The following is a 23,872-nucleotide window of genomic DNA, read 5'->3' on the forward strand; positions in this document are numbered from 1 at the left end:
CGCGGGCCTGGCGGCCCACGTCCTCGAGGTAGTCGATCATGGTGTCATCGTGGCTACAAACGCTGTCTGCCACGGGCCGGGGTCAGGCGCCGCCTGCGGTGAGGAGGCCGGACTCGTAGGCGATGATGACCAGTTGGGTGCGGTCCCTGGCGTTGAGCTTGGCCAGCAGCCTGCCGATGTGGGTCTTGACCGTGGCTTGGGACAGGTGCAGGCGTTCGGCCAGTTCCGCGTTGGACAGACCGCGGGCGATCAGGGTGAGGACCTCGCGTTCGCGGTCGGTGAGGACCCACAGTTCGCGGGCGAGCCGGGTGGGTTGTCCGGGGTGGCGGGCGAACTCGGTGATCAGCCTGCGGGTGACGCCGGGGGCGAGGAGGCCGTCGCCGCTGGCGATTACGCGGATGGCGGCGCACAGTTCGGCGGGTTGGGCGTCCTTGAGCAGGAATCCGGCCGCGCCCGCGCGCAGGGCCGCGAACACGTGGTCGTCGAGGTCGAACATGGTCAGGATGAGCACGCGGACGGTCGCGGTCGCGGGGGCGGCGGTGATCCGCGCGGTGGCCTCGATGCCGTCCATCTCCGGCATCCGCACGTCCATCAGCACCACGTCCGGCACCTGTGCCGCCGCCAGCTGCACGGCCTCCGCCCCGGTCGCCGCCTCGCCGACGACCACCATGCCCGGTTCGTTGTCGATCAGTGCGCGGAAGCTGCCGCGCAGCAGCGCTTGGTCGTCGGCGACCAGCACCCGGATCACGTGTCCCCCTCCGCCAGGTACGGCAGGCTCGCCGACACCCGGAATCCGCCCTCCGGGCGCGGTCCGGCGGTGAACTCGCCGCCGTACATCGCCACCCGTTCCTTCATGCCGACCAGGCCGTGCCCGCCTGCGCGCGACCCGGCGGCCGGGCGAGACCCGTTGTCGGCGACCTCGATGCGCACCTCGGCGCCGTCGGCGATGACGCTGACCTGGCAGCGGGCGGGGGCGGCGTGCTTGACCACGTTTGTCAGCGCCTCCTGCACGATCCGGTAGGCGTTGAGCCCGACCGACTCCGGCACGCCCTCGGCGCTCACCGAGAGGTCGACCTCGACCTCGGCCATCGCCGCGCGCCCGGCCAGGTCGGCGAGCCGGTCGATGCCCGGCGCGGGGGTGAGGTCGGCGTCCTCGCGCAGCATGTGCAGCAGCCTGCGCATCTCGACGAGCGCGTGCTTGCTGGTCTCCTCGATCACCCGCACAGTCTCCCTGGCCTCGGCGGGCCAGGCTTGTGCGAGGTGCAGGGCCACCCCGGACCGGACCGCGATCAGGCCCATGCCGTGGGTCAGCACGTCGTGCACCTCACGGGCGATGCGCAGCCGCTCGTCGGCCAGGATCTGCTGCTCGCGCTGCTGCTCGAGCCGGTCGGTCTGCTCGCGGTGCGCGCGCACGGCTCGACCGGACACCCAGGCCACCGCCATCAGCGGCAAACCTCCGAGCGGGTAGAGCCACGCATGGCTGGAACCGCCGATCCATGCGAGCAGGAACCCGACGCAGACCGCACCAGCGGACGCCGCCACGGCCGCCATGCTCTGCAGCGGTGACACCACCTGCACAGCGGTGTACAGCGCCAAGGCCAACGCCAGGAACGGATCCCAGAACACGCCGAACGCGACCGCAGCCACCGATCCCGCGCCGACCACGACGAGCACCGACACCGGGAACCGCCTGCGCAGCACGAGCGCGACAGCGAGCGCACCCGCCACGGCGACTGAGGCAGGGAATCGCCACGCGATGAACGGTTCGTACCTGAGCTGGTTGCCCGCCAGGCCGGTCACCAGGATCATCAGGAACGCGCCTGCCACCACGTCGCCCGCGAGGGCACGACGGCTCCAGTGCGCGGTGACCACGAACCGACCCTACACGCGCCACGTCCGCTGAATCATCACACCGAGGGTTGTCATACCAGGGAATGACGCGGGCCCCACCGTCCACTCTGGCCACCTCCGCACAGCGGACCGTCATACCCCGGTACGACCGCGGGATCCCACCGGCGGCCGGGTACGACCGCAGGGGCAGCGCGAGGTTCGATCCCCGGTCCGATCCGCCGGGCGGCCTTGGGCGCCACGATTCCCCACATGATTGAGATCAGGGAGCTGAGCAAGCGCTACGGCGACACCCTTGCCGTGGACGGGCTGTCGTTCCAGGTCCGGCCCGGCCGCGTCACCGGCTTCCTCGGGCCCAACGGGGCGGGGAAGTCGACCACGATGCGGGCCGTCCTCGGCCTGGACACCCCGACCTCCGGGGCGGCGCTGGTCAACGGCAGGCACTACGCGACGATCCGCCGACCGATGACCGAGGTGGGTGCCCTGCTCGACGCGGGCGCCGTGCACGGTGGGCGCAGCGCGTTCAACCACCTCTACTGCCTGGCCCGCAGCAACGGCATCGGCAAGGCCAGGGTGCGCGCGGTGCTGGAGCGGGTGGGCCTGACCAGCGTCGCCACCAAGCGCATCGGCGGGTTCTCGCTGGGTATGAGGCAACGGCTGGGCATCGCGGGCGCCTTGCTGGGCGACCCGGGCACGTTTCTGTTCGACGAGCCGATCAACGGCCTGGATCCCGAGGGCATCCGGTGGATCCGCGACCTCATGCGGTCCCTGTCGGCCGAAGGGCGCACCGTGCTGGTGTCCAGCCACCTGATGAGCGAGATGGCGGTCACCGCAGACCACATCGTGGTCATCGGCCGGGGCAAGCTGATCACCGAGGCCTCCATCACCGACATCAACGCCCGATTCCAGCGCGACGTGCTGGTGCGCACCCCGCACCCGACCGAGCTGGCCCGAGCGCTCACGGCGGGCGGCGCCACGGTGACCCCGCAGGACGACGGCGGGCTCTCCGTCGGCGGGATGGACGCGGCCACCATCGGCGACATCGCGCTCGCCCACCAGATCGGCGTGCACGAGCTCACGCAGCGCAGCGACACCCTCGAGGACGCCTACCTCAAGCTCACCAACGACAGCGTCGAGTACCGCGCCAACGAGAGGGCAGCATCATGATGGACGTCATCGCCGCCGAGGCCGTCAAGGCGCGCTCGGTGCGCTCGACCACCGCGCTGGTCACGGTCTGCGTCGCCGCCGTCCCGATCGGGGCTCTGATGGCCCTGATCTCCGCCGGTGTGTGGGACTCGGCCACCGCTGTCGAACGGTCCCACTTCGAAGCCCTCGGCGACGGCACCGCGGTCCTGTTCGTGGTGCAGATGTGCCTGATGGCAGTGGGCATCCTCGCCGCGACCACCGAGTACACCTCAGGCATGATCCGCACCAGCCTCACCGCGGTCCCGCTGCGCCGGGAGTTCGCGCTGGCCAAGGCCTCGGTGGTGGGGGCGCTGACCCTGGTGGTCGGTACCGTCGTGTCGGTGCTGGTGCTGTTCGCCAGCCGGGCGATCATCGGCGACCGGCCGATCGGCGACCTGAGGTCGCTGGCCGAGGGCTTCCCGGTGGTCCTGGCCCAGGGGTTGGGGATGGCGGTGATCGCGCTCATCGGGCTCGGCCTGGGTCTGTACATCAAGTCGACCGCGGGAACCCTCGTCACGATGGCGGTGCTGCTGTTCGGCGTGCCGATCCTGCCGTGGGTGCTGCTGCCCAAACCGTGGAGCGGCCGAGTCGTCGCCGTGCTGCCCTCCCAGCTGCCGAACGAGCTGGGTGGAGCCGGGATCACGCACTTGTCCCCCGCCGGGGCACTGCTGGCCATGGCCCTGTGGGTCGTGCTCGCCCTGGCCATCGGCGTCTCCGCGGTCAAGCGCCGCGACGCCTGACCCCGCTGCCCGCCTGTGCTGGCCGAGACTGTGTACTATTCGACTAGTACAGTGATACACGGCGGTGGAGGTTGTGCGTGTTCGCGTTCCGAATGCTTGACCGGTCGGGGGTACCGGCCTACTTGCAACTGGTCGATCAGGTGCGCCGGGGCCTGTTGTTGGGGCATCTCCAGGGGGGCGACCAGTTGCCCACGGTGCGGGCGGTGGCGGCCGGGTTGGTGATCAATCCGAACACCGTGGCCAAGGCGTACCGCGAGCTGGAGCGCGCCGGGCTGGCTGTGGCGCGGGCGGGACTGGGCACCTTTGCCACCGACAGCATCGAGCAGGTGCCTGCCACGACGTACGCGCGGCTTTCGGGCAGGTTGCGGCAGTGGCTCGCTGACGCGAAGACGTCGGGCTTGGCGCCGGAGCAGGTGCGCGCGATGATCGACGCAGCGCTCGACGACGAGCAGCGCCGGGACACGGCATGAGCCCCGATGCCGCTGTCGAGATCGATCGCGTGGGCAAGCGCTATGGCCGTCAGTGGGCGCTGCGCGAGTGCACGTTGTCGCTACCCGCGGGCCGTATCATCGCCCTCGTCGGCGCCAACGGTGCCGGGAAGACGACCTTGCTGCACCTGGCCATAGGTCTGATCCGGCCCACTGAAGGCTCTGTGTCCCTGCTCGGCGAGCCCCTGCGGCCGGGAACCCTGTCCCAGGTCGGGTTCGTCGCCCAGGACCACCCCCTCTACCGCGGGTTCACCGTCGCCGAGATGCTGCGGTACGGCCGCGTGACGAACACGCGCTTCGACCAGGCGGGCGCTGAGCGCCGACTGCGGGAGCTCGACATCCCGCTCGAGCGCAAGACCGGCAGGCTCTCCGGTGGCCAGCAGGCGCAGGTCGCCCTCACCCTCGCCCTCGCCAAGCGGCCCCGCCTCCTGGTTCTGGACGAGCCCGTCGCCAGCCTGGACCCGCTGGCCCGCCGTGACTTCATGAAGACCCTCATCGATGCGGTGGCCGAAGTGGACGTCACCGTCCTGCTCTCCTCCCACGTGGTCACCGAGCTCGAGCGGATCTGCGACTACCTGGTCCTGTTGCGCGGCGGGCAGGTGCGCCTCGCCGACGACATCGATGGCCTGCTCGCCGGGCACCGCGTGCTGACCGGCCCCCGCGTCGACGAAGCGCCTCTCGACGGCCTGGTCGCCGCCACGCATGGCGACCGCAACAGCCACCTCCTGGTACGCCAGCCCGCCACCGCGCCCACCCACCCCAGATGGGAATCCCACCCCGTGAACCTGGAAGACCTCGTCATCGCATACCTCGAAGGGCAGGGCTGAGCGGTGATCTGGGTAACCTGGCGCCAGCACCGCGCCACCCTGCTGACAGCGGCTTTCCTGCTGGTCGCCATCGCCGTCCCCACGCTGATCAGCGGATTCGCCATGCACGAGCAGTTCCGCGCCGACGGCATCGCCGCCTGCGTGGCCGATCCCAGCGCACGCGCGGGATGCGCGCAGCTGGCCGGGCAGTTCGCCGCCCAGTACGGCGAATGGGAGAACCGGATGGTGTGGGTGGCCTTCCTGCCCGCGCTCATCGGTGTCTTCGTCGGCGCTCCCCTGCTGGCCAGGGAGTTCGAGCACGGTACCTGGCGATTCGCCTTCACCCAGGGCGTCTCCCGCACCAGATGGCTCGTCACCCAGTTGGCCGTGGTCGGCATCGGAGCGGCTGTGCTCGCGCTGGCCTGCTCCCTGCTGTTCAACTGGTGGCGCCAGCCCTTGGACGCCATGAGCAGCCCGATGCGCACTGCCGCGTTCACCGTGTCGCCCGCCCTGGCGGCACTGACCCTGTTCGCTCTGGCTCTCGGCGTGTTCGCCGGGGTCCTGCTTCGGCGGACCGTGATCGCCATGGGCCTCACCCTCGCCGTCTTCCTCACGGTGCGCATCACGCTGGAGGAAAAACTCCGGCCCCACTACCTGAGCCCCCTGGTCAGGACAGACGCACCGGGCGCCCCGAAGGCATCCGACGAGCTTCCTCCGACCGACTGGATCCTGGACGAAGGCCTGCTCAGCAGCGCGGGCCACAGGCTCTCGGACGGTGAGGAGAGGGCGGTCCTCAGACAGGTCTACGACGACGGCACGGTCCGCGAGGGTGGCGCCGCCCTTGAACGCTACCTGGCTGAACACGGCCTGCGGCACTACACCGAGTACCACCCAGCAGGCCGCTACCCCGCCATGCTGATGATCGAGTTCGGCCTCTACCTCGGGCTGGCCTTGGTGCTCTTCGCCGCTGCCGCCCACCTGGTGCGACGCCGAACCTCCTGACTGGCAAGCCGGCTTGGTCGACTGTCTACAGTGTCCAGCCGGCGATTTCGGAGATCGTGATCGTCTGGGGTCGGCTCGCGAGTCGATTTCGACAGAAATGGCGGGTCACCGGCCTTCGATCGGGGACGGCTACACGGCGGAGCCCTCGGTTCCGAGGTGGATCCGACAGTGGTCGTGGTGCTTTGGCTGTAGCCCTCTGCCACATCCTTCCGGGGCCACTACCCACGTTCGTCCGTTGTTCTGCACCTCCGGCCGAACACTGCCGCCACCGACCATGGCACGCTGCCGGTGAATCGTGCGGATCCAACCAGATGTCCCATGAAGGAGACAGGAATCGTGCGCACCGCCTCCAAGACGATAGTGGCGCTATTCGGAGCGCTGGCACTCGTGCTCAGTGCCACCTCCATCGCCACTGCCACGAATAACACGTCGGCGCGACCCGCGTCCGTGAGTGGTATCAACCCTATCAAGCAGGCCTACGGGCCGCCGAAGTGCGTGGGCTTGGCCAACAACGGGAGCACGGCCAACGGAACCGAACTGGTCATCTGGGACTGCCACTACGGGAATGACCAGTACTGGTACGACGGCGCCAACAGCTCCCTGAAGAGTTCCGCGTCCGGCTACCCGAACGGCAAGTGCGTCGGATTGGCCAACAACGGCAGCACAGTCAACGGAACACGGCTGGTCATCTGGGACTGCCACTACGGTCTCGACCAGCGATGGGCGTTCGTGTGGGAGTCGCAAACCGGTAAGTGGGCTTTCAAGAACACCCCGTCCAACAAGTGCGTTGGGCTGGCCGACAACGGTAGTATTGCCAACGGAACACGGCTGGTCATCTGGGACTGCCACCAGGGATCCGATCAGCAGTGGGTCCGGCCCTGACGCCCCACAAGCCGTACGTGCGGTGTGCCGCTGTCTGCCCGGCACGGACAGCGGCACACCCGTTCGGCGAGTCACGGCCCTTCGGCGGCATGGTGCGGAACTGCGGTAGGCGTGGTCGTGCGTCCGATCGGTGGCGTGGCGCTGGGCTGGACTTGGACCGCTCGGTCCTGGGGTTGTTCCTGGGTGGACGCTTCTTCGCAGCGGCTCCAACCATCCACTTGCGACGACTACAGCTCGTGATCAGGTTGCTGAGAGTCGACGTAGTAGGCGAACTTGGTCGCGTCCAAGGCCGAGTTCGCAGGGACCCACTTCTCCCAGACCCGCATAGTCCCGTCTCTCGCGTCGTATCCGCCATCGGGCCGGGCGGTGGCTGTGATCCCGTGCACGACAACCAGATCGTTTGCGTGGTTACGCGCGTTCTCAACCTCGTTGATCGTGAGTTCCACGGTTCGGGCGTCGGTCGTGGTGCCCTTGACCTCGACGCGGTGATCCGGCCGCAGCCCGATGACCAATAGCCAATACTGCTTGCCTGATCCGTTGCGCTGCAGGCAGTTGAGGTCGGTCCCCACGTCCGGACGGTCGGTGATCTCGAGCCAGTAGCGCTCGTCGGGGTCGCCATCCCACCAGGTGTTGATCTTCATAGTGCATACCTTGCCGAAATCGCTCGATCGGGTGGCCCACTTCGCGCATACGGGTCCAATGTCACCGCTCGAACGTCGCGGCTGAGGTGGCCGGGAAGTACAAGACTGTTCTTCCCGGGTGCGGCTGTGCATTCTCGGTGGCATCAATCGTCAACCCAGGGGGTCTGCGGGTATGGCCGGTAGTGATCTCGACCGTGAGATCGGCCTTGAGCAGGGGTATGTGGATGGCCTGTACGCGGAGGTGGACGCCATGCGCGCGGTGGCGGCCGCGAGGGGTGCCGAGGGGGATCCGGTCTGGCGGGCGGAGGTGGCCAGGCTGGACGCGGCGGAGGAGGGGTTGTGCTTCGGGCGGCTGGACATGGACGACGGGAGGCGGGTTTACGTCGGGAGGTTGGGGCTGTTCCGGGGCGAGGAGCCGTTGTTGGTCGACTGGCGGGCGCCGGTGGCCCAGGTCTTCTACACCGCGACCGCGGCCGCTCCGCAGGGTGTGCGGCGACGGCGGCGGATCACCACGCGGGGCAGGGTGGTGATCGCGCTCGACGACGAGTTGGTGAGCGGTGACGGTGATGACGGGCTGGTCGGGGAAGCGGCGTTGCTGGCGGCGGTCACCGCGGAGCGGACCGGGCGCATGCACGACGTCGTGGCCACGCTGCGGGCCGAGCAGGACCGGATCATCCGGCACGAGTCCAGCGGGTTGCTGGTGGTGCAGGGTGGCCCTGGTACCGGCAAGACAGTGGTCGCGTTGCACCGGGTCGCCTACTTGCTCTACACCCGTGCACACCTGCGCGTCCGCGGCGTCTTGGTCGTGGGGCCCAGCCGGATCTTCCTCGACTACATCGGCCAGGTCCTGCCGGGTCTGGGCGAGCACAGCGTGGTGACGACCACCATCGCCGACCTGTGGCCCGGCGTCGAGGCCCCGCGGGCGGAGCCTTCCGAGACCGCGGAGCTCAAAGGCCGGGCGGTCATGGCCGAACGGCTGGCGGACGCGGTGCGGTCGCGGGTTCGGGTGCCGGACGGCCCGGTCGAGGTCGACTTCGAGGGGCAGGTGTTGCGGCTCGACGACGGCGCTTGCGTCCGTGCGGTGCGGAAGGCCAGGCGGACCGGGCTCCCGCACAACCAGGCCAGGTTGGCCTTCCAGTCGGAGATCGTGGACGTACTCGCGGACCGCCTGATCGAGGACATGGAGGCGGTCGTGCTCACCGACTCCGGCGAGGCGATCGACGGGGGCAGCGCGGACGGCCGTCTCAGCGAGGCCGACCTGCGTGCGCTCGCCGCCGCGGGTGTCGTGCTCGGTCATGACGAAGACGACGGACCGAGATCCTTGCTGGACGAGACCGATCGGGCCAGCCTGCGGGACTCGCTGCTCGCCGACAAAGGTGTCCAGGCCGCGCTCGACGGGGTGTGGCCGCCGCTGACCCCGGAGCAGGTGGTGTCGGACCTCATCGGTGCGCCCGTCGACGACTGGAGCGCCGCGGATGTCCCGTTGCTGGACGAGGCCGCCGCCCTGATCGGCCAGGGCGGCGACCGCGCGGTGTTCGGGCACGTGGTCGTCGACGAGGCGCAGGAACTGTCCGAAATGGCCTGGCGGATGCTGATGCGCCGGTGCCCCACCAAGTCGATGACCGTCGTCGGGGACCTCGCCCAGACCGGCAGCCCCGCGGGCGCTTCCTCCTGGGACCGCGTGCTGCGGCCACACATGCAGGACCGCTGGCAGCTCGCGCAGCTCACGGTCAACTACCGCACCCCTGTGGAGATCATGGCCGCCGCCGCCGACCTGCTCGCCGCCCACCACCCCACGACGCCACCACCCCAGTCGGTCCGCTCGACCGGCGAGGCACCGTGGCGGATCCGCACCACCCGCGCCGACCTGCCCAGAGTCATCGCCGACCTCGCGGCGGCACACACTGAAGGCCAACTCGCGGTCATCGCGCCGGATGTCCACATCGGATCGCTCGCCGCCGCGCTGTCCCTTCCCCCGCGACCGGACCTGACCGACAAGGTCGTACTGCTCACCACCGACCAGGCCAAGGGGCTAGAGTTCGACTCGGTCCTGATTGCCGACCCCGGCACGATCCTCGGCGAACCGCTGGGCCACAACGACCTCTACGTCGCCATGACCAGAACTACCCGCCGACTGGGAATCGTGCACCCCGGCCCGCCACCAGCGGAGCTGTCAGCCGTGCGGGAACTCCACCCCTGATCCGGCTGCCGGAGCGGGGCCGAAGAGGGCCAGGGGGCGACTTCACCAAGCGGGCCAACCTCGACGCTTTTCTCAACGCGGAGTTCGGATCACTGCGGGCCGCTGGGCCCGCGTCATGCCCCCTGCGGTGTTCGCTGGCGGACGCCGAGGATGAGGAGGTGGCCTACCATCCAGAACTCGGCGATGGAGGCGGGGATGGCCATGAGTTCGAAGAGGGTCTTGGCGTTGGGGACTAGGTAGAGGACGAACGGGCTGAGCAGGTAGCAGACGCCGCCGATTAGGAGGGTCCAGGCTAGGGGGCGGGGCATCCAGCCTGAGCGCAGGACGCACCAGGCCATGGGGAGTAGCCAGAGGCCGAAGAACAGGGCGCCGACCTCCCACAGGGTGTAGCTGGTCACGTACAGGACCTGGACGGTGGCCGCGTCGGAGGGGAGGTGGACCGCGGTGGCGAGCAGGGCCGTGCTGAGGAGTGTCACCACCGTGTTGACCAGGCCGAAGGCGGCGATCCCGCTCGCGGCGAAGGAGTCGACGGGGCGGAACAGGCGGTAGAACCAGGCGGCGGAGAGGGCCTGGAACACGACCATGGCCATCTCTAGCGCGATTCCCACTCGGGCGAGGGAGTCGTGGGCGAGCAGGTTGGTCAGGGTCGCGGCGGGGTTGTCGGCCACGAAGACCTGCTGGCGGATGACGATGAAGCCGAGCGCGCCGGTGATGGCCAGGCCGAGGTAGAAGATCCCGGTCAGGCGTGCTGTGCGCATGGTGTCTTGAGTTGTGTGCATGGTCGCTCCCTGGTTGAGGGCATGGGGAATCGGGCCGCGATGCTGCTGCCTCGCGCGCCGTTGTGGTTGTGGGGCTTACTGTTCGGGGTAGCCGAAGACGTCGTCGAGGGGGACCTTGAAGACGCGGGCGATCTGGAAGGCCACTTCCAGCGATGGTGAGTAGCGGCCTTGTTCGATCGCGATGATGGTCTGGCGGGTCACGCCGATGCGGTCGGCCAGGTCAGCCTGGGTCATCTCCCCCGTGGCGAAGCGCAACGCGCGGATCGAGTTGGTGACCTTGGTGGGCTTGCCCATCTACCAGCCCCGCCGGTACGCGACGAGCTTCACGACGGTCGAGGCCAGCGCGGCGAGGACGAACGACACGTAGAGCGCGTTCGCGATCCAGAAGTGATCGGCCTTGACCATCGCCAGGACCAGCGGCCCGACCGCGCAGACGCTCATGACGTAGAACCCGACGTGCTCGCCGCGGCGGTTGATCTCCCGGTCGCGTTCGTCGGCCTTGCCCGCGTCCTTGGGCGAGACCACGGCGGCCACGACGGTCAGCACGATGTTCGCGACGATCCCGACGCCGATCGCGGTGAGCAGCGGTCGCACGTAGGCGATCTCCGCGACGTTGGCACCCGGCAGCTCGGACAGGATGCTGACCAGGTAGATGACCGGGACCACCACGCAGACCAGTGCGTAGATCCAGGCACGCTGCTCTTCGGACGACATGCGCCGCTCCCCGTGTACAGAATGTTTGACACGTCCAAGGTAAAGCGGCGTTGACATCGTGTCAAGGATATTTGACTATGCCCAGGTCAGGCGAGGGCCACCACGGCGGCGAGGGCGCTGAGGGCGAGCACGAACGGCGAGTACAGGCGGCGGTTCAGGCGGTTGTAGTCGGCGTTGGCCGTGCGCTGCGCGAGGGGCTCGAGCGCGCGGAGGAAGAACACGACCGCGATGCCCCAGATCGACCACTCGTAGACCCAGTCGGCGACGATCCGCAACGTGGGCCAGTGCAGCGCGAGGACCAGGTACGCGGCGAGGACCAGGAGCGCGCCCACCAGCGTGGTCAGCGGCCACGGCGGCAGGGCCTCGTGGTCGCCCATGGTCTTGCGGGCCGCCTCGCGTTCGGAGGCGAAGGGGAAGTAGACGCCCGCCGCCCAGGAGAGGTGGAGCACTCCGACGACGGTCAACGACAGGGCAAGCACGATGGCGATGATGCTGGTCACCAGTCCCCCAGACTGTTCGTGGTCATCCCCATTGTCGCGCGCGAGTCCGATGTGGATGTTGGAGGCGTGAGCGGTTTCACGAGCTCGGTCCTGCGGCGGTCAGGTCCGTCGAGAAGAATCTCGACGGAGCTGTCGAGAACCGGCGCTGCCGTTCGTCACCTGGGCGAGCAAGCCTTCGACGATGAGGAGCGAACGTGAAGTACGCGATGCTGATCTGCGGTGACGACCAGGAGTGGGCGGCATTGTCCCCTGAGGAGGAGGGGGCCGTGATGGAGCGGGTCTACGCGTGGTTCGAGCGGTGGCAGCCGTCCGGCAAGGTGGCGGAGGGCGGCATCGAGCTGCAGGCGCGGGAGACGGCGAAGACGGTTCGGGCAGGGGCGGGTGGTGAGCCGGTGATCACCGATGGGCCGTACGTCGAGCTCAAGGAGGTCGTCGGGTCGGTCATCGTGCTGGAGTGCGATGACATCGACGAGGCCGTGGGGATCGCCGCGACTTGGCCGCTCGCGCCTGGGGTGAGCGCGGTGGAGGTCCGTCCGGTGATGGTTCGCGAGTAGGGCGTCACCGCCCGCGTCCCAGCTCCCCAACCCGGCGCGACATCAGCTCGCGTTCGGCCGGGTTGGTCGCGAGGTCGAGCGCGCGCTGCGCGGACTCGAGCGCCTCGGTCGGGCGGTCGAGCGCGGCCAGCAGGGTGGACCGGGCGGCGTGCCAGAGGTGGTAGCCCGCAAGCCGGTCGCCGAGTGCCTCCACTTCGTCCAGTGCGGGCTCCGGACCGACGGCGAACTGGGTGGCGACTGCCCGGTTGAGCAGCACGACGGGCGAGGGATCCAGTGCGTATAGCCGGTCGTAGAGCGCGCGAACGTCGGTCCAGTTGGTGTCCTGGTAGGACGCGGCCAGCGCGTGCAGTGCGGCGATACCCGCCCGGGTCTGGTACGGCCCCGGCTTGCCGAGACGCACGGCGGACTTCAGCCGCAGGACAGCGCGGCCGATCGCCTCCCGGTCCCACAGCCGCCGGTCCTGTTGCTCGAGCAGGACGATCCGGCCCCAGGAGTCGAACCGCGCGGCCGCGCGGGCGTGGTGTAGCTCCACCAGCGCGGCGAGACCGGCGACCTCCGGCTCGCGGGGCAGCGCCGTGGCGAGTTGGCGAGCCAGCTCGACGCCCTCGCGGGCCAGCTCGCGTCGGTGGACCGACTGGCCGCTGGACAGGTAGCCCTCGTTGAACACCAGGTAGATCACCGCGAGTACGGCGGACAACCTGTCGCCGTACTCGTCGGTGCTCGGCACGGTGAACTCGACGCCGCGATCGCGCAGTTGGCGCTTGGCGCGGGAAAGCCGCTGCGCCATCGTCGGCACCGGGACCAGGAACGCCGCGGCGATCTCAGCGGTGCTCAGGCCGCTGGCGGCGTACAGCGTGAGCGCGACCCGTGCGGGCTCGGCGAGATCTGGGTGGCAGCAGGCGAAGATCGTGGCCAGCCGGTCGTCCGCGCCGGGCTCAGGCGGCGGTTCGGCGGCCACCCTGGCGGCCTTCTCCCGGCCGACGGCGTCGCGGCGCAGTCGGTCCAGCGCCTTGCGCCAGGCCGTGGTGACCAGCCACCCGGCCGGGCTGTCCGGTATGCCGTCGGCCTGCCAGTGGGTGATCGCCTCGGCCAGCGCGTCGGACAGGGCCTCCTCGGCCCGGTCGAAGTCGCCGAGCGTGCGGCTGAGCACGCCCAGCATGCCCGCCGCCTCCGTGCGCCAGATCCGACCGACCAGCTCAGCCACCTCGTCCACCGCCCCATGGTGCAGCACCGTCTGCTCGGCGGCCCGGCCTGCTATGCCGGGGGGCGGGCAAGGCGCTGGGTGTCGTGTCCTCGGCCACCGCACTCACGTCATCCACCAGGCGACGGAGGATCCTTGCCTCCCGCGCCGGAGGTGCATGTGGTGAGTCCTGGATGCGTGGTCGGCATGACTTCGTGTCTGGCGGACAACGGCGATCCGCCGGAAGTCGCCAGCGGGACAGTGGCACTGATCGCGGCCCTGTCCGTGCTGGGTCTTGCGTGTTGGCCGTCGTGGTGCGGGATGTGGTGCGCTAGGCCACTGTCGTGCAACCGGCGATAGCTAGGCGGCTAGCCGCGCCAGAGTTGGATGAGCCAACGCTCAACACCGGTCTCGAAGGCGGCTTCTTCCAGTTCAGCGGCTTCGTCCTGGTTGCTGACATGGACCCGGGCGTGGTGGCCGCCCGGGTGGGTGATCGCCAGCCTGTACTCGGAGTGTTCCGCCGCCAATGCCTGCAGCCAGACCGAGCCCCGTGACCATCACGGAACGACGCGTACGGTGTTGATCCTCGGGGTCGACGCCGTGGCCGCCACCGAGGCCGACGCCGGCCAGTTTCTGCTGCACCACAAGGGCCAAGAAGCCGTCGCCCGCCGCCGGGGCGTTTACTCCCGGCGGCGGGCGAGGGTGATCAAACGGCGGGTCGGGCTGGGCGTTCGTAGAGGTATTCCGTGTCGTCTTCGTCGTCTTGTTGTTCGCCTACGTGGGTGAAGCCGTAGCCGGCGATGGTGGCTAGTGAGGCTTTGTTGTCTGGGCGGATGGTGGCTCGGACCGTGAGTGCCGAGGGGTCTGCGGCGGCCCAGTCCAGCAGGGCGGCGACCATGGCTCGGGCGTAGCCGCGTCTGCGGTACGCCGGGTCTGTGGCGTAGCCCATTTCCACCACGCCTGCGGCGTTGGGGGGTCCGTGGAAGCCGCCGGTGCCCACCGGTATGCCGTCGGGCACTGTGACCGCCGCGCGGACGACCCAGTCTTCGGCGGTGGGGTCGGCGGTGATCTGGAGCAGTCGCATCCGCCAGAGCCAGTCGACCTCGTCGGAGAGGAACCAGTCCGAGAGCTCAACACCGGTCAGTGTCCTGGCGGTGGCCAGGTCGCCTGCGAGCAGCGCCTCGAAGACGGCCGGGCCCAGGCGGACGAAACGCACGGACGGGGGCGTCGGGTTGGGCATGCCGGAGATCACCCCTTTCATGGGCGTCGACGGGTGACCGCGGCATAGGCGTCGACGATGCCGTAGCCGTAGAAGCCGTTGTGCCACTTGGGGCCTTCGCAGTAGGCGTCGTACGTTGGCGGGCGGCCGATGTCGGCGTAGGACACCAGGCGTGGTGTCGGGCAAGCGTGTTGCCGGGCGCTGGTCAGCAGGATGTGCCGCACGCTGTCCGGGTTCATGCTGACCCGGCCACGACGCCGGTCGCCGTACTGGCTGATCACCAGGGCGGCCGTCCCGGAGACGTGCGGGGCGGCCCGGCTGGTGCTCTCGGCCCAGCGGAAGAACGAGCAGGTGCCATCCGGGGTGCAGTCCTTGAGCATCCCCTGCGCGTCGCCGAGCGGGGTGATGTCGCCCTCCGGGGTCAGCCAGGCCTTACCGGTGGCCGCGGCGCGCGAGTACGTCGACAGGATCTGGTTTTCCCTGGCGCCGGAGGATGGGGTGCCCAGCCCGTCTTTGCGGAAGCCGCCTGGGCCGCCGAGCTCGACCTCTGGGACACCGTAGTTGGAGTAGTCGGCTTTGCCCTCCGACGGTCCGAGGCCGCTGACGCCGATCACGTGGCGCCCTTCGATGGGCATGGCCGCACAGCTGGCGCCGTCGATCTGGCGCGTGTGGGCGGAGTTGGCCGGGAAGGTCGGGCTGAAGGTGTCCGGGTTGGGGCGCCCGAGGTCGTCGTGGGAGAAGCCGATCGGCGCGACCAGGGTGACGCCCTTGCGGTGCGCGTAGTCGAGCGCGCGGTTCACCGCCTCGATCGTGACGCGCTGCTCGAGCTGCTGCGCGGGTGTGTCGGCGGGGTTGTTCGGGCAGTTGTAGAGCCACGGGTCGATGTAGAACGGCAGGTTGATCACGTTGAGACCGATGTCCGCGCCGTAGGTCAGGGCGTCGAGGAAGGGCTGCAGGAACGTCCAGCCGCTGTCCTGGGTGGCCCTGATGTCCACGAGCGTGACACCGGGGGCCACGCCGGAGGTGCCGGACCCGTTGGCGGCGGCGGCGATCGTGCCCGCGACGTGGGTGCCGTGGCCGTAGTCGTCGTATCCAGGGGGATCAACGCAGCCCGCGAACTCGCACGGCCCGTCGATCACCACGCCGTTCACGTCGGTCGGGATGTCGACCACGAAGTTGCGCGACGCGGCCAGGTCGAGGTTCGGGGCCAGGTCGCGGTGGGTGGCGTCGATCCCGGAGTCGATCACACCGACCCGGACCCGGCGGTCGCCCCGCTGGCGCTCGCGGGCCTTGTCGGCGCGCACCATCCGCAGGCCCCAGAGCTTGGCGTCCAGCGGGTCCAGCCCCACCCCGGCGGCTCGGACCGGATCGGCTGGGCTGTGGCCGGTCACATCGGCGACCGTGGCCCCGGCGCCGAGGTCGCGGCCGACGCTGCCCCCGTTGCGACCGAGTGCCCGGCTGCGGGCCGCTCCGAGCACCCCCGGTCCCACTACGCGCTCGGCGAAATCAGCGGCCGAGCTTTCCGCGACGACCAGCCCGAGCGCGCGGTTCTCCCTCAACACAGTGCCCTGGGCCGCCCGGATGGCGGCCAGCGCGGCGTCGTGCCGAGCATCATCGGCGAGCAGAACGGTGTAGGCCACCGGCCCGGTGGTAGGTGCCGCAACTGCAGGTGTCGGGCCTGCCATCACCAGGCCCGACACCATCAACAGTGCTGCGGCGAGCACCCATAATCGTTGAACCATCGTCGAGTTACTCCCTTGTGTGCTCGGGGATCTGATCGAGTGGTGCTGGGGAATCGGTTTCCGGCATCGCCGCCAGTCGGCTGACCGGGGACAGCAGCACCGGCAGCAGCATCAGCACCGCGGCGGCGCCGATGGTCCACAACGCGGGGCGCAGGCCGACGGCGCCCGCCAGCAGGCCGCTCACCGGGCCGCCGAGAGCGCCGCCCGCGAACAGCAGGGTGCGGATGGCCGCGTTCATCCGGCCCATCAGGTGCGGCGGCGTCACCGTCTGCCGAAGGCTCATGATCAGCACGTTGGACACCGCGAGCCCGCCGTAGGCGGTGAAGAACGAGGCCACGAACAGAACGAGGACCAGCCAGTGCGGCCCGGCGGCCAGTGGGATCAGCACCGGGGCGGTGAACGTCGCGGCCAGCGCCCAGAAGTAGACCCGGCCGGGCGTGAAGCGGGCGAGCAGCCTGCCGGACACCAGGGAGCCGAGCAGCCCGCCGACCGCGCCGAGCGAGAAGACGAGGCCCAGTTGCGCCGGGGACAGGCCGCCCTCGCGAACCGCGTAGACGATGAACATCGTCGACGTGGCCATGGTGAAGAAGTTGCAGAAGGCGCCGACGAAGGCGATCGCCCGCAGGTAGCGGTGACCGAACACCCACCGCAGGCCGTCGGCCAGTTCGGCCAGCAGATGTCGCCGGGTCGCGGCCGGAGGGGGCGCGGGCTCCCTGGTGCGGATGGTGGCCAGCGACACCACCGACACCAGGTAGCTCACCGCGTCGACGACCATCGCCACCGGCGCGGTGAGCGCACTGATCAGCACGCCCGCCGCGCCCGGTCCCGCGGCATCCGCGGAACTGGCGGTGATCGACAACTTGGAGTTGGCCTCCACCAAGTACTTCTTGTCGCGGAGCAGACCGGGCAGGTAGGACATCCAGCTGACGTCGAACAGCACCGACGCCACGCCGATGCCGAACGCCAGCACCAGCAGCACCGGCAGCGTGAGACTGTCCATCGCGGCCAGCACCGGCACCAGCCCGATGAGCACGGCCCGCACCGAGTTGGCACCGAGCATCAACGGCCGCCGCCGCACCCGGTCCACCCACACCCCGAACAGCAGCGCGAAGAGCGGGTACGGGACGAGCTGCATGAAACGCAGGAACCCGACCTGCTCCGGACCGGCGTCGAAGACCAGCACCGCGGTCAGCGGCAGTGCCAGGGTGGTGATCTGCGTGCCGTAGAGCGACAGCGTCTCGCCAACCCAGAACTTGAGGAAGTCCGGGTTGCCCCACAGCGCGCCACGGGATCGCGCGGAGCTCATCGCTGCAGGTCCGCGACGATGCCCGCGATGCTGGACAGGCCGTTCCCGGTCCACATGGAATGGTGGTCGCCCTGGACGACGTACTCGCGCAGGGCTGGTGCCACCCGCTCCCACCGCATCTGGTCCCCGGCTGACGTGGCGGCCCTGATGTGGATCACCGGCCCGTGGTACGGGGTGCGCACCTCGAAGTCGAACAGCGCGGCCACGTGCGCCCGGAAGATGCGGTAGCGCTGCAGGAGCAGTTCGGCGTCCACCTCCTCGGGCAGGACTGCCGCGCGTTCGACCGCGTCGAAGACCGCCGCCGGGTCGGCGTCGGCGGGGTATGTCTCCACTATCGCGTCGAGCTTGTCGGCCAAGGAGGTCGGCGCGGCATCGGTCGAGGTGTGTGCCACCGCCGTCAGGTCGTGCAGGAACTTCACCAGCATCGCCTTCTCCGGCGGCAGCGGCGCCCGGTACGGCACCTTGACGTCGACCAGCACGAGGGCGGGCACGGCGACCCCGGCCGCGGCCAACCGCTGCGCCATGTCGTAGGCCACCACCCCGCCGAGCGACCAGCCGAGCAAGGTCACCGGCTGGTCGGGCCAGTGCGCGTCCAGCAGCGACACGTAGTACTCGGACAACTCCCCCAGGGTGCGGGCGGGCTGGCGGTCGTCGTCGTAGCCGGGCGCTTCGAAGCCGTACACCGGTTGGTCGTCGCCGAGCAGCCCGGCCAGCCCGAGGTAGGAGTACGCCGAGCCGGAAACGGGGTGCACGCAGAACAGCGGCGTGCGCGTACCCGTCTCCCGCATCGGCACGATCGTGTCCGGCAGCGGGTCAGGCACCGATCATCTCCTCGATCTTGGCGGCGATCGCGTTCACCGCAGCCCTGCCGTAGAGCAGCCGAATGTTGATCTTGACCTGGAACTTCTTGTTGATCCGGCTGACCGCTCGCATGGCCTGCAGCGAGTTGCCGCCGAGTTCGAAGAAGTTGTCCAGCGAACCCACTCGCGGCAGCGCCAGCACCTCGGCGAAGATCTCGCAGACGCCCACCTCGGTCGGGGTCTGGGGCGGCACGAACTCAGCCTCCGCTTGCTCGCCCTGCTCCACCGGTTCCGGGAGCGCCTTGCGGTCGACCTTGCGGGCCGCGGTCAGCGGGAACTCGTCGAGCACCACCCAGGCCGTGGGCACCATGTACTCCGGGAGCTGCTCGCCGAGGTGCCGCGTGAGTTCGGCGGTGCTCGGCGGGGGCTCGGACTCGGCGGTCACGTAGCCGACCAACTGCTTCTCGCCGCGCGAGTCGGACCGCAGCAGCACCACGGCCATCCGCACCTGCGGGTGCAGCTGCAGCGCCGACTCGATCTCGCCGAGCTCGATGCGCAGCCCGCGCAGCTTCACCTGGTGGTCGATGCGACCGAGGAATTCCAGCTCCAGGTCCGGCCGCCAGCGCACCAGGTCGCCGCTGCGGTACACCCGGCCTGCGGGTCGGAAGGGGTCGGGGATGAACGTCTGCGCGGTCAGTTCTGGCTGGTTGAGGTAGCCGCGGGCCAGGCCGTCGTCGCCGCCGATCAGCAGTTCGCCTGCGATGCCCGGCGGGGTGAGGTTGCCAGCCCGGTCCACGACGTACACCAGCCGGTTCTCCTCCGGGTGGCCGATCGGCGGCGGGGTGCGCCAGTCCACCTGCTCGCAGACGTACTCGGTGCACGCCACCGTGGCCTCGGTCGGGCCGTAGAGGTCCACGAACACCCGGCCGGGCAGGTTCCACTTGTTGACCATCTCGGCGGGCACCGCGTCGGCGCCGCTCATCACCCCGCGCAGGTCGGGGTACGGCTCGGCGTCGAGCACCGACAGGATGGCGGGCGACAGGCCCGCGTAGGTCACCCGCTGGTCGCGCATCAGCTTGCTCAGCGCGTCCGGTGCCAGCCCTTCCTCCGGCGACACCAGTACCAGCGTCGCGCCCGCGGTGAGGCCGGTGAAGATCTCGCCGATGGACATGTCGAAGGTCAGCGCGGGCAGTTGCAGCATCCGGGAGCCCACGCCGAAGTCGAACGTCCGCCGGTAGGCGCCCAGGAAGCACTGGAGATCGCGGTGATCGACCATGACGCCCTTGGGCTGGCCGGTCGAGCCGGAGGTGTAGATCACGTAGGCGAGCGATCGGCCGGTGGCCCACTCGGCCAGTGGCTGGTCCGCGGGGACGGCCTCGATGGAGTCCCACTCGGCGTCGAGCGGCACGACGGTCCAGCCGCCTGCCGAGGGGAGCTGCGGCAGGTGCCTGGTGCGGGTGAGCAGCAGCCGGGTGGCGGTGTCGCGCAGCATGTAGTCCAGCCGCTTGGCCGGGTGGCTCGGGTCGAGCATGGTGAACGCCGCACCGGCCTTGAGCACGCCGAGCATGGCGACCAGCGCGTCCAGGTCGCGGTCCATCGCGATGGCCACGATGTCCTCGTGCTCGATTCCGTGCGAGCGCACCAGCCGGGCCACCAGGTCGGCCCGCCGGTCCAACTCGGCATACGTCATCTCGACGTCGCGGCAGACCAGCGCCACCGCATCCGGGTTGGCCCTGGCCACCTCCGCGATGGTGACGTGCACGGCGTCGTGGGTGAACTCGACGACCTCACCGCGGCCCGCCGCCAGAACCCGGGACCGCTCGGATTCCGACAGCAACGGCACCTGCCACACCCGCAGCGACGGCTCGGCGGCGACCGCGCCGAGCACGGTCTGGATGTGGTCGGCCAGCCCGTCGATCCGCCAGCGGTCGAACAGGTCGGTGGCGTAGCCGATGTCGAGCCGCAGGCTGTCCGCCGACTCCCAGAAGTTGATCACCAGGTCGAACATGGCCAGCACCGACTCGATCGGCACCCGCTCCGACTCGACGCCGGGCAGCTGGAAGCCCGCCCCGGACATGCCGTCGCCGAGGACCTGCACCGACACCTGGAACAGCGGGTTGCGGCTGGGGTCGCGGATCGGCTGCACCCGCTGCACCACCATCTCCAGCGGGATCTCCTGGTGCTCGTAGAGGTCGAGGCTGGTGTCGGCGATGCGGTCCAAGAGCTCGGCGAAGGTCGGGTCGCCCGCCGTGCTGGTGCGCTGGACCACCATGTTGATGAACATGCCGACCACGTCTTCCAGGTCAGGGTCGACCCGGCCCAGCATCGGCACCCCGAGCGGGATGTCCTCCTCGCCGGAGTAGCGCGCCAACACGATGGTCACCGCGGCGGTGAGCACCATGAACAGCGACGCACCGTGCTGCTGGGCGAGTTCGCGCAGGCTGACCAGCAGCTGCGGGTCGCAGTCCACGCTGAGCATCTCGCCGCGACCGCTGGGCACCGTGGGGCGCAGCCGGTCGGTCGGCAGCTCCAGCACCGGCAGCCCGGCCAGCGACTGCTCCCAGTACCGCAGCTCCTCCTCCAGCGCCTCGCCGGAGAGCCGCTCGCGCTGCTGCGCGATGTGCTCGGCGTAGCTCATCACCGGCAGCGGCAGCTCGGGCTCGGCTCCGGCGAGCAGCGCCCGGTACGTGGCGGTCAGCTCGGCGATCACCGAACCCGACGACCAGCCGTCGATCACGATGTGGTGCCAGCCGAACCAGAACACGTGCTCGTCGCCGCCCAACCGCCAGAGCTTGAAGCGGTACAGCGGCCGCGTCAGGTCGAACGGGGTGCGGTTCTCGACCTCCAGCGCGTCCTGGAGCGCCTGCTCACGCTCGGCGGCGGGCAGGTCACCCAGGTCGATCTCGACCAGCTCGACCTCGCGGCACGGTCCGATCACCTGGTACGGGGTGCCGTCGTCGCTGCCGAACGTGGACCGCAGCATGTCGTGCCGGTTCACCACCCGGCTGAGGCTGGCGTGCAGCACGCCGACGTCCAGCGCCCCGCGCAGCCGGTAGGCGAAACCCAGGTTGTAGACGATCTCATCCGGACTCAGCTGGCGGAGGAACCACAGCTGCTCCTGCCCGAAGGACAGCGGGAGCCGGATCGGCTCGTCGGCCGCGGCTCGGTCGAGCGCCTGCGCTTCGTTGGTGGTTGTCATCTGCTCACGTGCTCCATTCGGCCGGGGCCGGGGTTCGGCGACACCGTCGTGAGGGGATCCCGGTTGTCCGGATCCGAGTGCAGTACGGCGTCGATGCGACGCAGCCCTTCGGCCAGTTCTCGCTGCTCACGGGCGAAGCACAGCCGCACACCGCCCTGGCCGCCGAGCGTCTCGGCGGGCATCAGCAGCACACCGGCGTCGAGCACCCGGCGGCAGAACGACAGGGCGGACTCCCCCGTGGTCAGGTGCAACCAGGCGAACGGGGTCCCGTCGGGCGGCAGGAGCCGCAGCTTGCCGGGGTGCCGCGCCACCCAGTCGCGCAGCAACCGCAGGCCACCGCCGGTCAGCCGGTGGTACTCGGCGGCGTAGAACTGGCGATCGGCGAGCACCTCGCACGCCAGCGCCTCGCACAGCACCGAGTTCGAGATGGACGTCAGGTGCTTGCGCTCGGCGCACGCGGCGACCACGGCGGGTGGCCCGTACAACCAGCCCACCCGCAGCCCCGGCAGGCCGTAGACCTTGGACACGCTCGACACCGAGAGCACCCGGTCGTCGCCGACCGCGGCCGAGGAAGCCAGGTCCAGCGAGTACTCCTCGTCCAGCAGCAGGTACCCACCGGTTTCACCGACCAGCTCGGCCAGACCGGCCAGCTCGTGCTGCCCGGCACGCCTCCCGGTCGGGTTGCACGGCGTGTTCACCACCACCAACCGCAGGTTGGGGCCTGCCGCGGCCCGCACCGCGTCCAGGTCGATGGTGAAGTCGTCGCTCAGGTCGAGCACGTCCACCTGGGCGGACAGCAGGGCGGGCACGGCCCAGGACTGCGGCCAGCCCGGCCGGAAGGTGATCACCTGGTCACCGGGCCGCAGCAGCACGTTGTACAGCAGGTACAGCGCCTCCTGCGCCCCGTGCGTCACCGCGACCGAGTCGGCCCCGTCGCCGTACTGCTCGGCGATCAGCTCGCGGAGGCGCTGGGTTCCGCGGTCCATGCCGTAGTTCAGCTCGATGTCGGCCGGGACGGCGAGCGACGTCAGCTGCCTGCACTGCACGTTGCTGTCGCCGAGGTCGATGTCATAGCGGCCCGCAGCGTCCTCGAACACCCACCGCCGCATCGGGTACTCGGTGCTCATGCCTTCACCACCTCGGCGTGGTTGCCGAGCCGGGCGTCCAGCGCGGCGGCCAGCGTGCCGCTCAGCACGTGCTCGGCACTGCCGATCATCGTCACCGCGCCGTCCGGTGCCACGGTCACGCCGATCTCCCCGCCCGCCATCCGCACGGTGATCTCGGCTCCGGTGTCGACCAAGCCGAGCCGGTGCGCCACGGCGGTCGCCGCGCAGCCGCTGCTGCCCGAGGCCAGCGTGTATCCGGCCCCGCGCTCCCAGACCTCGATCTGGATCGTCCGGCGGTCCAGCACCCGCGCGAACTGGACGTTGGTCCTCGTCGGGAAGCGCTCGTGCCCGGCGATCAGGGGGCCGAGCGCGTGGGCGAGTTCACGGGTCGGGTGCTCGGTGAACACCACGGTGTGCGGGTTGCCCAGGTTGACGGCGGTCACCGTCAACTCCTGGCCGTCGACGAGCAGCGGTTGCTCGACGGCCAACCCGGTGACGCCGAGCAACGGCACCGCCGCGGCGTCGAAGGTCGGCAGGCCCATGCCGACGCTGACGACGCCCGCCTGCTCGTCGACGATGCGCACCGACGAGTCGCCGCCCACCGTGCGCACGGTGAACTCCCGCACTCCCGGCAGGTGCCGCGCGGCCACGTGCAGCGCGAACATCCGGATGCCGTTGCCGCTCTTCTCGCACTCGCTGCCGTCGGAGTTGAAGATCCGCAGCCGCACCGGCCGGTCCGCGTGCACCGGGCCGATCGGGCCGAAGAGCACCCCGTCGGCGCCGATCCCGAAGTGCCGGTCGCACAGCAGCAGGGCGTCCTGCCCGGTCGGCTCGAAGGCGGCGTCCCCCGGGTCGATCACCACGTAGTCGTTGCCGAGGGCCTGGTACTTGGTGAAGTGAGTCATCTCCGCAACCCCTCATCACGGGCGGGCCCCACCGGCGGCACCTTCCACAAAGGACGGTGCCGCCCGCGGGGTCCGC

Annotated in this window: 23 protein-coding genes; 8 read left to right on the plus strand and 15 right to left on the minus strand. The window is 69.9% G+C overall.

What is annotated here, in order from left to right; translation table 11 throughout:
• Nucleotides 1–82: 82 nt before the first annotated feature.
• A complete protein-coding gene (locus tag JOD54_RS24225) occupies nt 83–748 on the minus strand; it encodes a response regulator (RefSeq protein ID WP_204453426.1) in 666 nt (221 codons plus the stop codon).
• A complete protein-coding gene (locus tag JOD54_RS35740) occupies nt 745–1,872 on the minus strand; it encodes a sensor histidine kinase (RefSeq protein WP_204453428.1) in 1,128 nt (375 codons plus the stop codon). The genes JOD54_RS24225 and JOD54_RS35740 overlap by 4 nt, the downstream gene beginning before the upstream one ends.
• Nucleotides 1,873–2,100: 228 nt before the next feature.
• On the opposite strand from JOD54_RS35740, the gene JOD54_RS24235 reads away from it, so the two are divergent.
• From JOD54_RS24235 to JOD54_RS24260, 6 genes are all read left to right on the plus strand, one after another.
• Complete coding sequence (locus tag JOD54_RS24235) at nt 2,101–3,015, plus strand: ABC transporter ATP-binding protein (protein ID WP_204453430.1); 915 nt, start codon at nt 2,101–2,103, stop codon at nt 3,013–3,015.
• The gene (locus JOD54_RS24240; RefSeq protein WP_204453432.1) at nt 3,012–3,773 is read left to right on the plus strand and encodes an ABC transporter permease; all 762 of its coding nucleotides are present in this window, start codon (nt 3,012–3,014) and stop codon (nt 3,771–3,773) included. Before JOD54_RS24235 ends, JOD54_RS24240 begins: the two co-directional genes overlap by 4 nt.
• 77 nt (nt 3,774–3,850) lie before the next feature.
• Nucleotides 3,851–4,243 carry a GntR family transcriptional regulator gene (locus JOD54_RS24245; RefSeq protein WP_307860245.1) on the plus strand — a complete coding sequence of 131 codons (393 nt, stop codon included), beginning with the start codon at nt 3,851–3,853 and terminating at the stop codon, nt 4,241–4,243.
• On the plus strand, nt 4,240–5,088 hold the full coding sequence (locus JOD54_RS24250) for an ABC transporter ATP-binding protein (RefSeq protein ID WP_204453434.1): 849 nt from the start codon (nt 4,240–4,242) through the stop codon (nt 5,086–5,088). The genes JOD54_RS24245 and JOD54_RS24250 overlap by 4 nt, the downstream gene beginning before the upstream one ends.
• A gap of 3 nt (nt 5,089–5,091) precedes the next feature.
• Nucleotides 5,092–6,069 (plus strand): ABC-2 membrane transporter-related protein, encoded by a 978-nt coding sequence (locus JOD54_RS24255; protein WP_204453436.1) that lies wholly within the window; start codon nt 5,092–5,094, stop codon nt 6,067–6,069.
• A gap of 447 nt (nt 6,070–6,516) precedes the next feature.
• Complete coding sequence (locus tag JOD54_RS24260) at nt 6,517–6,951, plus strand: RICIN domain-containing protein (protein WP_204453438.1); 435 nt, start codon at nt 6,517–6,519, stop codon at nt 6,949–6,951.
• Between the two features lie 227 nt (nt 6,952–7,178).
• On the opposite strand, the gene JOD54_RS24265 is transcribed toward JOD54_RS24260, so the two are convergent.
• Complete coding sequence (locus tag JOD54_RS24265) at nt 7,179–7,592, minus strand: protein NO VEIN domain-containing protein (RefSeq protein ID WP_204453440.1); 414 nt, start codon at nt 7,590–7,592, stop codon at nt 7,179–7,181.
• Nucleotides 7,593–7,764: 172 nt separating this feature from the next.
• Here JOD54_RS24265 and JOD54_RS24270 point away from each other — a divergent pair, with 172 nt between their 5' ends.
• Nucleotides 7,765–9,792 (plus strand): HelD family protein, encoded by a 2,028-nt coding sequence (locus JOD54_RS24270; RefSeq protein WP_204453442.1) that lies wholly within the window; start codon nt 7,765–7,767, stop codon nt 9,790–9,792.
• Nucleotides 9,793–9,905: 113 nt separating this feature from the next.
• Here JOD54_RS24270 and JOD54_RS24275 read toward each other — a convergent pair whose 3' ends face one another.
• From JOD54_RS24275 to JOD54_RS24290, 4 genes are all read right to left on the minus strand, one after another.
• Nucleotides 9,906–10,571: a DUF4386 domain-containing protein gene (locus tag JOD54_RS24275; RefSeq protein ID WP_239573493.1), complete on the minus strand. Its 666-nt coding sequence runs from the start codon at nt 10,569–10,571 to the stop codon at nt 9,906–9,908.
• Nucleotides 10,572–10,646: 75 nt separating this feature from the next.
• A complete protein-coding gene (locus JOD54_RS24280; RefSeq protein ID WP_204453444.1) occupies nt 10,647–10,865 on the minus strand; it encodes a helix-turn-helix transcriptional regulator in 219 nt (72 codons plus the stop codon).
• The gene (locus JOD54_RS24285; RefSeq protein WP_204453446.1) at nt 10,866–11,285 is read right to left on the minus strand and encodes a hypothetical protein; all 420 of its coding nucleotides are present in this window, start codon (nt 11,283–11,285) and stop codon (nt 10,866–10,868) included.
• Nucleotides 11,286–11,371: 86 nt separating this feature from the next.
• A complete protein-coding gene (locus JOD54_RS24290) occupies nt 11,372–11,785 on the minus strand; it encodes a DUF3995 domain-containing protein (protein ID WP_204453448.1) in 414 nt (137 codons plus the stop codon).
• Between the two features lie 194 nt (nt 11,786–11,979).
• Here JOD54_RS24290 and JOD54_RS24295 point away from each other — a divergent pair, with 194 nt between their 5' ends.
• A complete protein-coding gene (locus JOD54_RS24295) occupies nt 11,980–12,339 on the plus strand; it encodes a YciI family protein (protein WP_204453451.1) in 360 nt (119 codons plus the stop codon).
• 4 nt (nt 12,340–12,343) lie between these two features.
• Here the strand turns inward: JOD54_RS24295 and JOD54_RS24300 are convergent, their stop codons facing one another.
• The 8 genes from JOD54_RS24300 to dapF form a co-directional block, all read right to left on the minus strand.
• Entirely contained in the window at nt 12,344–13,552 is a 1,209-nt protein-coding gene (locus JOD54_RS24300) for an RNA polymerase sigma factor (RefSeq protein ID WP_204453453.1), read from the minus strand.
• A 673-nt stretch (nt 13,553–14,225) separates the two neighbouring features.
• On the minus strand, nt 14,226–14,780 hold the full coding sequence (locus JOD54_RS24305) for a GNAT family N-acetyltransferase (protein ID WP_239573494.1): 555 nt from the start codon (nt 14,778–14,780) through the stop codon (nt 14,226–14,228).
• Nucleotides 14,777–16,378, minus strand: a complete 1,602-nt coding sequence (locus JOD54_RS24310; RefSeq protein WP_307860247.1) for a S8 family serine peptidase — start codon at nt 16,376–16,378, stop codon at nt 14,777–14,779. The genes JOD54_RS24305 and JOD54_RS24310 overlap by 4 nt, the downstream gene beginning before the upstream one ends.
• A 109-nt stretch (nt 16,379–16,487) precedes the next feature.
• Entirely contained in the window at nt 16,488–17,786 is a 1,299-nt protein-coding gene (locus tag JOD54_RS24315) for an MFS transporter (RefSeq protein ID WP_204453457.1), read from the minus strand.
• Nucleotides 17,783–18,607 carry a thioesterase domain-containing protein gene (locus JOD54_RS24320; protein ID WP_204453459.1) on the minus strand — a complete coding sequence of 275 codons (825 nt, stop codon included), beginning with the start codon at nt 18,605–18,607 and terminating at the stop codon, nt 17,783–17,785. Before JOD54_RS24320 ends, JOD54_RS24315 begins: the two co-directional genes overlap by 4 nt.
• Nucleotides 18,600–21,785, minus strand: coding sequence for a non-ribosomal peptide synthetase (locus tag JOD54_RS24325; protein WP_204453461.1), 3,186 nt, complete (start codon nt 21,783–21,785; stop codon nt 18,600–18,602). The genes JOD54_RS24320 and JOD54_RS24325 overlap by 8 nt, the downstream gene beginning before the upstream one ends.
• Nucleotides 21,782–22,912: a pyridoxal phosphate-dependent aminotransferase gene (locus tag JOD54_RS24330; RefSeq protein ID WP_204453464.1), complete on the minus strand. Its 1,131-nt coding sequence runs from the start codon at nt 22,910–22,912 to the stop codon at nt 21,782–21,784. Before JOD54_RS24330 ends, JOD54_RS24325 begins: the two co-directional genes overlap by 4 nt.
• Nucleotides 22,909–23,796 (minus strand): diaminopimelate epimerase, encoded by an 888-nt coding sequence (gene dapF / locus JOD54_RS24335; RefSeq protein ID WP_204453466.1) that lies wholly within the window; start codon nt 23,794–23,796, stop codon nt 22,909–22,911. Before dapF ends, JOD54_RS24330 begins: the two co-directional genes overlap by 4 nt.
• Nucleotides 23,797–23,872: the final 76 nt, after the last annotated feature.

The organism is Actinokineospora baliensis, assembly GCF_016907695.1.
GTDB classification, from domain to species: domain Bacteria; phylum Actinomycetota; class Actinomycetes; order Mycobacteriales; family Pseudonocardiaceae; genus Actinokineospora; species Actinokineospora baliensis.

Excerpts from the sequence above, each read along its gene's own strand:
- JOD54_RS24330 (WP_204453464.1), bottom strand. The coding sequence starts at position 22,912 with ATGAGCACCGAGTACCCGATGCGGCGGTGGGTGTTCGAGGACGCTGCG.
- JOD54_RS24235 (WP_204453430.1), top strand. The coding sequence starts at position 2,101 with ATGATTGAGATCAGGGAGCTGAGCAAGCGCTACGGCGACACCCTTGCC.
- JOD54_RS24305 (WP_239573494.1), bottom strand. The coding sequence starts at position 14,780 with ATGAAAGGGGTGATCTCCGGCATGCCCAACCCGACGCCCCCGTCCGTG.
- JOD54_RS24265 (WP_204453440.1), bottom strand. The coding sequence starts at position 7,592 with ATGAAGATCAACACCTGGTGGGATGGCGACCCCGACGAGCGCTACTGG.
- JOD54_RS24250 (WP_204453434.1), top strand. The coding sequence starts at position 4,240 with ATGAGCCCCGATGCCGCTGTCGAGATCGATCGCGTGGGCAAGCGCTAT.
- JOD54_RS24315 (WP_204453457.1), bottom strand. The coding sequence starts at position 17,786 with ATGAGCTCCGCGCGATCCCGTGGCGCGCTGTGGGGCAACCCGGACTTC.
- dapF (WP_204453466.1), bottom strand. The coding sequence starts at position 23,796 with ATGACTCACTTCACCAAGTACCAGGCCCTCGGCAACGACTACGTGGTG.
- JOD54_RS24275 (WP_239573493.1), bottom strand. The coding sequence starts at position 10,571 with ATGCACACAACTCAAGACACCATGCGCACAGCACGCCTGACCGGGATC.
- JOD54_RS24285 (WP_204453446.1), bottom strand. The coding sequence starts at position 11,285 with ATGTCGTCCGAAGAGCAGCGTGCCTGGATCTACGCACTGGTCTGCGTG.
- JOD54_RS24280 (WP_204453444.1), bottom strand. The coding sequence starts at position 10,865 with ATGGGCAAGCCCACCAAGGTCACCAACTCGATCCGCGCGTTGCGCTTC.
- JOD54_RS24240 (WP_204453432.1), top strand. The coding sequence starts at position 3,012 with ATGATGGACGTCATCGCCGCCGAGGCCGTCAAGGCGCGCTCGGTGCGC.
- JOD54_RS24325 (WP_204453461.1), bottom strand. The coding sequence starts at position 21,785 with ATGACAACCACCAACGAAGCGCAGGCGCTCGACCGAGCCGCGGCCGAC.
- JOD54_RS24270 (WP_204453442.1), top strand. The coding sequence starts at position 7,765 with ATGGCCGGTAGTGATCTCGACCGTGAGATCGGCCTTGAGCAGGGGTAT.